The organism is Sphingomonas parapaucimobilis NBRC 15100, from assembly GCF_000787715.1.
Taxonomy (GTDB): Bacteria; Pseudomonadota; Alphaproteobacteria; order Sphingomonadales; family Sphingomonadaceae; genus Sphingomonas; species Sphingomonas parapaucimobilis.
In genome coordinates this window covers 36,800-44,619 of record NZ_BBPI01000048.1, presented here as the reverse complement: position 1 = coordinate 44,619, position 7,820 = coordinate 36,800, and the positions used below count along the sequence as shown (strand labels likewise).

The 7,820-nt window shown below is 69.2% G+C and carries 8 protein-coding genes; all 8 read right to left on the bottom strand.

From position 1 onward, the window contains the following. A partial coding sequence (locus SP5_RS09210) for a hypothetical protein (protein ID WP_042487367.1) occupies window positions 1-501 on the bottom strand: 501 nt, incomplete at its 3' end. A 10-nt stretch (window positions 502-511) separates the two neighbouring features. After that, window positions 512-949, bottom strand: a complete 438-nt coding sequence (locus SP5_RS09205; RefSeq protein ID WP_042487364.1) for a hypothetical protein — start codon at window positions 947-949, stop codon at window positions 512-514. A gap of 23 nt (window positions 950-972) precedes the next feature. Then, the gene (locus tag SP5_RS09200; protein WP_042487361.1) at window positions 973-2,322 is read right to left on the bottom strand and encodes a FliI/YscN family ATPase; all 1,350 of its coding nucleotides are present in this window, start codon (window positions 2,320-2,322) and stop codon (window positions 973-975) included. After that, on the bottom strand, window positions 2,316-3,113 hold the full coding sequence (locus tag SP5_RS09195) for a FliH/SctL family protein (protein ID WP_042487358.1): 798 nt from the start codon (window positions 3,111-3,113) through the stop codon (window positions 2,316-2,318). The genes SP5_RS09200 and SP5_RS09195 overlap by 7 nt, the downstream gene beginning before the upstream one ends. Further along, window positions 3,106-4,119, bottom strand: a complete 1,014-nt coding sequence (gene fliG, locus SP5_RS09190) for a flagellar motor switch protein FliG (RefSeq protein ID WP_042487354.1) — start codon at window positions 4,117-4,119, stop codon at window positions 3,106-3,108. Before fliG ends, SP5_RS09195 begins: the two co-directional genes overlap by 8 nt. Next, on the bottom strand, window positions 4,119-5,933 hold the full coding sequence (fliF, locus tag SP5_RS09185; protein ID WP_042487351.1) for a flagellar basal-body MS-ring/collar protein FliF: 1,815 nt from the start codon (window positions 5,931-5,933) through the stop codon (window positions 4,119-4,121). Before fliF ends, fliG begins: the two co-directional genes overlap by 1 nt. Before the next feature lies 1 nt (window position 5,934). Continuing rightward, a complete protein-coding gene (gene fliE / locus SP5_RS09180; RefSeq protein ID WP_007406156.1) occupies window positions 5,935-6,309 on the bottom strand; it encodes a flagellar hook-basal body complex protein FliE in 375 nt (124 codons plus the stop codon). Continuing rightward, window positions 6,306-7,589: a sigma-54 interaction domain-containing protein gene (locus tag SP5_RS09175; protein WP_042487348.1), complete on the bottom strand. Its 1,284-nt coding sequence runs from the start codon at window positions 7,587-7,589 to the stop codon at window positions 6,306-6,308. The genes fliE and SP5_RS09175 overlap by 4 nt, the downstream gene beginning before the upstream one ends. Between the last annotated feature and the right edge of the window lie 231 nt (window positions 7,590-7,820).

The window sequence follows — 7,820 nt, the reverse complement described above, 5'->3', positions numbered from 1 at the left end:
GGGGACCGGCATCGTTCCCTTGAGAGGATCGAAGGTGATCGGCTGGCCTGTTGCGACCGGCATCCTGCTCGGATCGGGCGCGGCGGCGCTGGCGAGCGGCGCGGTCGTTGGCGTGGACCCGGCGTCCGGCAGGGTCGGCATGGCCGCCAGAAGCGTGGTGATCGGCGCGGGCGAGCGGCCGGACGCGACAACCGGCGACGCGACGGGTTCGAGGGGCGTGAGCGAGAGGGTCGGGATCGCGAACGGCATCACCGGCAAGGCGGCGGCGTCGCTCGGCACGTCCTTGCCGTCCTTTTCGGTTGGGCTGCCGTCCTTGGTCGTGTCGCCGTCCGACCGGGGCGCGCCTTCGGCGCTGTCCGAACCCGACGTATCGCCCATGCCGGGCATCAGCGCGAAGAGCATCGCGAAGGCGGAGGCCATCGGATCGCCCGCGCCAGCCCCGGCGCCCAAGCGGGCGGAAGCGGTGCCGGAGGGCGTCAGCGAGGAGATGGAGGACATCATGACAGGTCTGTCAGCAAGGATCGTGCCGGTTGCGACGCGCACCGCCGCTGGCGGGCATGTCCTCCAGCGCGCGCATCTCTGCGCGGATCGCGGCCAGGCGTGCGCGATCCATCAGCTTCTCGACGGCGGTCTGGTCGCGCTTGGCCGCCCTGGTCTGTTCGCCCGCCTGGGCGGCGCGATGCTCGGCCACCTGGATGCGCGCGGTCGCGGCATCGGCCGATTCGAGCAGGCGGTGGCGGAAATGCGCCTTCGCCATCAGCGACGCGGCGGACGCGGTGACGGCCGGGGCAGGCGTCACCGCCTCGATCAGCTGGCCGATACGCTGCGACAGCTGGTGTTCGGAGGCGACCCGCTCCTGCGCGCGCGCCTCGTCGGCCATGGTCAGGTTGAGTTGCAGCGTGCGGACCCGGTGAAGCCGGGTCAGCATCGTCTGTTGCCGCGATGCCATTCATGTCCCCCCTTGAAAACGGATCAGCCGATCGGCTGGCCGAAAATCCCCACCAGCTCCTCGACCGCATGGTCGAGCGGCACGACCTCGTCGGCGTCCTGCCGGATATATTCCATCACCGCCGGGTGGCAGGCGATGGCGGCGTCGATCGCCGGGTCCGCGCCCGCGCGATACGCGCCCATCAGGACGAGATCGCGATTCTCCTCATAGGTCGCCAGATGACGGCGCAGCGTCCGCGCGGCCTGGGCATGCGGGCGGCCGACGATATCGGTCATCACGCGGCTGACCGAGGGACCGATATCGATGGCGGGATAGACGCCGCGCTCGGCCAGATGGCGGTTGAGCACGATATGCCCGTCGAGGATCGACCGCGCCGAGTCGACGACCGGGTCGTTGCCGTCGTCGCCGTCCGCCAGCACGGTATAGATGGCGGTGATCGATCCGGTCCCGTGCGCATCCGCCCCCGCCCGCTCGATGAGGTTGGGCAGCATCGCGATGGCCGAAGGCGGATAGCCGCGCGCCGAGGCGGGTTCGCCCAGCGCCAGCCCGATCTCGCGCCCGGCATGGGCGACGCGGGTCAGCGAATCCATGATGAGCAGCACCTTCTTGCCCTCGGCGCGGAACGCCTCGGCAATGGCGGTGGCGCGCAAGGCACCCCGGATACGCAGCACCGGCGAATGGTTGGCGGGCACCGCGACCACGACCGAGCGTGCGCGGGCCGCGCCCGCGACCTTGGTCTCGAGGAAGTCGGCGACTTCGCGGCTACGCTCGCCGATCAGGCCGATGACGATGACGTCGGCGCGGGCCGCGCGGACCATCATGCCCAGCAGCACCGACTTGCCGACGCCCGACCCCGCCATGATGCCGACGCGCTGACCCTGACCGATGGTCAGCAGCCCGTTGATCGCGCGCACGCCGACGTCCATCGGCTCCAGCACGCGGCCCCGGTCGAGCGGCGACTGCATCTTGCCCGCCAGCGGCCAGTGGCTGGCGCCGCGAATGGGACCCAGGCCATCGATCGGCTTGCCCGACCCGTCGACCACGCGGCCCAGCATCGCCGCGCCCACCTCCGCCTCGCCCGGAGGGCCGAGCGGGCGCACCGGGGCGCGCGGGAGCAGGGGGGCGGGGCCCCCCAGATTCATCATCAGCGTGCGGCCGTTGCGGAAACCGATCACCTCGGCCTCGACGCAGTGCCCGTCCTTCTCGCCGCCCCTCTCTCCAATCGTGCAGACGGTGCCGACCGGCAGCGACAGTCCGACCGCTTCCATCAGCAGCCCGTCATAGGAGGCCAGCCGACCCGCCACGACCGGGCGCGGCGCGAAATCCGCCTGGGACAGCGTTTCCAGATAATCGGTCGTGAAACGGTTCAGCATTGGGGAACGGGAACCTTGTCGATCGCGGCGGCGAGTTGGTCGAGCCATAGCGAGGGGCCGTCCTCGACGATGGTCGAGGCGCTTTCGAGGACGAAGCCGCCGCGCTCCACATTCGGATCGCCGACGGGGAACACGGTCTGCGGCAGGCGCTCGGCCAGCAGCGCCACGTCATCGGGATGGACGCGCAGCATCGCGGCTTCCTTGGCATCGGACAGCAGGTCCATCGCCGCCTCGATCCGGCCGGTCAGCCGGTCGGCATCGACGCCGATCTCTCCGACCAGCTTGCCGACCAGCATCAGCACGGTCTGGCGCAGCTGTTCGGCCAATGCCTGGCGATCGACGCGGGCCGACAGCGCCTCGGCGATGGAATCGACCATCCGGCCGTCGCGCGCCTCGGCCTCGGCCTGCGCCTGGAACTGACGCTGGGCGGCGGCCAGCCCTTCGGCATAGCCCTCGGCATGACCCGAGGCATGGGCGGCGGCGAGCGGATCGACCGCCGGTTCGACGGGATCCTCGCACGCGGCAAAGGGATCCCAGCCTTCGGTCGGATCGTGATCGCGGCTGGCGGGATGGAAATGGCGCGGCTGGCCGGGGGCGGCATTGTCGGCCGCCGTCGCGCCCAGCCCGCCGGTCGGGGCCTGCGGGCGGAACGAGATCGGCCCGGAACCCAGGTCGATGTTCAGGCCCGGCATGCCCGATGGCGCAAAGCCGCCGGGGGGCGCGAACGCCTGTTGCAGCGCGGCGGCCGCCGCATTCTGGCGCGCGGAGAAACCAGCGACGAAATCAGACATAATCGTCCTCGCCTCCGCCCATCATGATCGTGCCTTCCTTGGCCAGGTTGCGGGCGGTGGTGATCATCGACTTCTGCGCTTCGAGCACTTCGGACAGCTTCATCGGACCGCGCGATTCGATCTCGTCGCGGATACCCGCCGCCGCACGCGCCGACATGCAGCCCAGGAACCGTTCGCGCGCCGCCTCGTCCGCGCCCTTGAGCGCGCGGGTGAGGACTTCGCCATCGACATTGCGGATGAGCGTGCCGAGATTCTTGTCGTCCATGTCGAGCAGGTTGTCGAAGATGAACAGCGCCTCCTCGATCTGCTTGGCGACGTCGCGGTCGATCTTGAACAGCTTGGGCATGACCCGCTGCTCGGTCGCCTTGCGCGCGCTCGACAGGATCTTGGCCGCCTCGCGCGAACCGCCCATGGCCAGGCCCTGGCCGCCGCTGCCGCCTTCGCTCCAGCGCTTGAGCACGCTGTTCAGCGTCTCGATCGCCTGCGGCGTCACCGGACCCAGCCGGGCGACACGGTGCAGGATGTCGGGCTGCATCGCATCGGGCAGCAGTTCCAGCACCTTGCCCGCAACGGCCGGATCGCAATTGGCGATCAGGACCGCGCCGATCTGCGGATGTTCCTTCTCGACGATCTTGGCGATGTCGATCGGATCCAGCCAGCCGAGCATCTCGATCTCGCACTGCGCCTCGGCGGGCACGATGCGCGACAGGACGCTGCTGGCGCGCTCGGGGCCGAGCGCACGGTTCATGACATTCTCGACGATCGGCTTGGGCTGGAACGCGATCGAGGCGCGGGCGCGGGCACAGCCGACGAAATCGTCGAGCACGAAGCCGACATCCTGCTCGCTGACATCGGCGATCGAATACATCGCCTTGCCCAACTCGCGCACTTCATCGGGTTCCAGCTTCTGGAGGATGGCAGCGGCTTCTTCCTCGCCGACCAGCATCATCAGGACCGCAGCGCGTTCGACCCCCGAATAGACGCGCCCTTCTTCGGCGGAGGCCATTATTGCTGCGCCTCCGAACGGATCATGTCACGCACGGCGAGCGCGGCGCGCGCCGGGTTGTCGCGAGTGAAGCCACGTACCTTGGTGATCCGCTCGTCGAAATTGTTGGTCTCTTCGATCTCGTCCAGCGTCACGGCGGGCGGCTGCTGGCCGATCATGCCGGCCATGGGCTGGCCGTCCGCGCCGACCCACATGGGCTGGCCATCGGGGCCGATGCGCACGGGCTGGCCGTCGGGGCCGATCACCGGCTGACCATCGGCGCCGAGCAGGACGTTGCCGGCCCCTTCGGTCGCGCCGTCGGCGGCCCCCATCGGCAGGGCCTTGCCCTGGGCATCGTCCTTCTTCTTCGACATGGCCTTCACCAGCGGACGCACGCCGAGCAGCAGGACCAGCAGCGCGATCAAGAGCGCGGTCGCATTGCGCGCCACGATGGGCAGCCAGCTATTGTCGTACCAGGCGCGCTTGTCGTCGAGGCCTGGGTCGGCGAACTTGCGGCTGATGACGGTGACATTGTCGTTGCGCTGCTGGTCGAAGCCGACCGCCGACTTCACCAGGTCGGAAATCTGGGTGATCTCCATCTGGCTGCGCTTGCCGGTGGCGGGGTCGCGCAGCAGGACGGCCACGGTCAGCCGCTTGATCGAACCCGGCGTGGCGCGCGTCACCGACACTTCCTTGTTCAGGTCATAGGCGCGCTGGAAGGCGTCGGACTGCTTCTCGGGGTTCAGGCCCGGGCCACCGGCTACCGGCTTGCCATCGGCGGGCGGCGCACCGTTCGCGCCGTTCGCGGGCTGCGGCTGTTGCAGCGTGCTGGCGGGCGGCGGCGTGTTGGACAGCGCACCCGGAATGCCGCCCGGCGTGGTCGGATCCTTCTGGTTGCCGGTCCAGTTGCCGGTTTCGGCGCGCAGCGCGCCGTCCTTGTCATAGCGCTCGCTGGTCGCGCTGGTCTCGTCGAGGTTGACGTCGGCCTGCACCTCGGCGGTGAAGTTGCCAGCACCCACCAGCGGGGTCAGCAGCTGGATCAGCTGGGTGCGGTACTTCTCCTCCAGGCGGCGCTGGAAATCGATGCGGCGATCATCGCCGGTCGCGCCGTCCGCGCCCTTCTTGGACAGCAGGCCACCCATCTGGTCGACCACGGTCACGTCCTCGGGCTTCATGCCCGGCACCGACGAAGCGACGAGGTTGACGATCGACTGGACCTGCGATTCCGACAGCGAGCGCCCGGCGTTCAGCTTCAGCACCACCGAAGCGGAGGGCGAGGACTTGTCGCGGATGAAGGGCGAGGCGTCAGGCGTGGCGAGGTGGACGCGCGCCTCGGCCACCGCGTCGATCTCCTCGATCGAGCGCGCCAGTTCGCTCTCGCGCGCCTGGCGAAGGCGTTCGCCCTCGACCGCGCGGCTGACGCCCATCGGCAACTGGTCGAGGATCGCATAGCCGCCGGGTGCCTGCTTGGGCAGGCCCTGGCCCGCCAGCAGCATCCGTGCCCGGGAATAATCCTCCTCGTTCACGGTCAGCGCGCCGGTGCCGTCGTTGATCTTGCTCTTGATGTTCGCGGCGGACAGCGCGGTCGTCACCGCCTGCTTGTCCGCGTCCGACAGATTGTCGAACAGCGTCTTCTGCGGCGCGCTGGACAGCGCCATCCAGGCAAGCGCGGCGGCGGCGATCAGTCCGATCAGCATCGCCATCGGCGCGGAACGGCGGACGGCGGGCTGCGCCATCACCGACTTGATCTGGCGAAGCGGGTTGGCGAACTTTTCCGGCAGCGGCGGCAGGGCCGGTGCGGGATTGGTCGATGCGGGGGTGAGGGCAGTGCTCATCTTACACCGGCATGCTCATGATGTCCTTATAGGCGGACAGGAGTTTGTTACGGACCTGCAGGGTCGCCTCGAACCCGACCGATGCCTGTTGGCGGGCCATCATCACCTTGGCGATGTCGACCGTTTCGCCGCGTTCGTAGGATTCGGACAGGCGGGCGGCCTGTTGCTGGCCTTCGTTCACGCCCTTCAGCGCGGACTCGAGCGTATCGGCAAAGCTGGTCGGCGGAGCCACCGGCTGAGTCTGGGCGGCCTGTGCCGCCTGGTTGGCACCGGCCTGGCTTGCCGCCTTGAGTGCCTGATTGCGTTCCAGGATCTGGGCACGAAGCGCCATCACCCGGTCGACGCTCATCGCACCGCCGACACCACCGACGCTCATGCCATCACGGCCCGGCTAGAGGGTCGGATGATCTCCTCGCCCTGTTCGCGCGCCTTGGCGAGGCGGTAGCGCAGCGTGCGCTCCGAAATCCCCAGGCGCTTGGCAGTCTCGACCCGATTGCCGCCGCATGCGGCCAGCATCTCGCGGATCGCGGCGAACTCGCTCATCTGCACGACCTTGCCGAGCGTCGCTTCCGCGGTCGTCACGGTCAGCGGCTCGTCGTCCAGGTCGTTGGCGACCATCGGACGGTCGAACACGATATGCTCGGGCTCGATCGTCGCGCCACCGGCGAACAGCAGCGCGCGCTGGATGACGTTTTCCAGCTCGCGGACATTGCCAGGCCAATTGTGCATGGCCAGCTTGTCGATCGCCGCCGCGCTGGGCCACGGAATGGCGGTGCGACCGGCGGCGTGGCGCAGGATCATCGTCGCGGCGAGCGCGGGGATGTCCATGCGACGCTCGCACAGCGGCTTGGTGGTCAGCGGGAAGACCGACAGGCGATAGTACAAGTCGGCGCGGAACCGGCCCGCTGCCACTTCGGCCTGGAGGTCGCGGTTGGCGCAGGCGATGACGCGGACGTCGACCGACTGCGGCATCGACGCGCCGAGCGGGATCACCTCGCGCTCCTGCAGCACGCGGAGCAGCTTGGCCTGGAGCTGGAGCGGCATCTCGGCAATCTCGTCGAGCAGCAGCGTGCCGCCGTCCGCCGCGCGGAAAAAGCCTTCGCCCGCCTGTGCCGCGCCGGTGAACGCACCCTTCTGGTGGCCGAAGAGCAGCGCCTCCAGCATCGACTCCGGGAGCGCGGCGCAGTTGATCGCGACGAAGGGCTTGTTGGCGCGGGTCGACTGCGCATGGATGGCGCGGGCCACGACTTCCTTGCCGGTGCCGGTCGGGCCGTTGATCAGGACGGTGATGTCCGCCTGGGCCACGCGCTCGGCCAGGGTGAAGAGCGCCAGGCTTTCCGGGTCGGCGGCGGTCGGCATGGCCGAGCCCGCCAGCAGGGCGCGGACGAAGCTGTTGCCGACGCCTGCTTCGGCGGCGGAATAGGTCACGCGGGCCGGGTGGCCGCCGATCGCCGGGGTGATGGCGGGGACCGGACCGTCGGACACGACGACGGTGCGTGCCGGATGCTCGACCACGTCGCCGTCGGTGACGAGGAACAGGTCCCCGGCCTGGGCGGCCGCGCCCTGCTCGGCAATGGCCATGCCCTGGGCGCGCAGCCCGGAGATCAGCGCATATTTCTGCTTAACGAGCGCAGCGGAGGGGTGAATCGACGACATCTGGCGTGGAGTCCTTTCGTGACTCCGCAATGGCCCCTGTTTGGTAAAACCGTGGTTAATGCGGCAACGCGAACGGCAAGTTTTTTCCGGGCGCGATGCGTGCCCACACATGTGCGGGCGACGCCCGGCCGCGCGCGCGACCGTTCCGGCAATTCCGGCAAGCGCCCCGGCAAAATTTTGCATGGAACCGGCTAAAGCCTGCCGGAAAGCGGCCGTTACTCCACTCGGCGG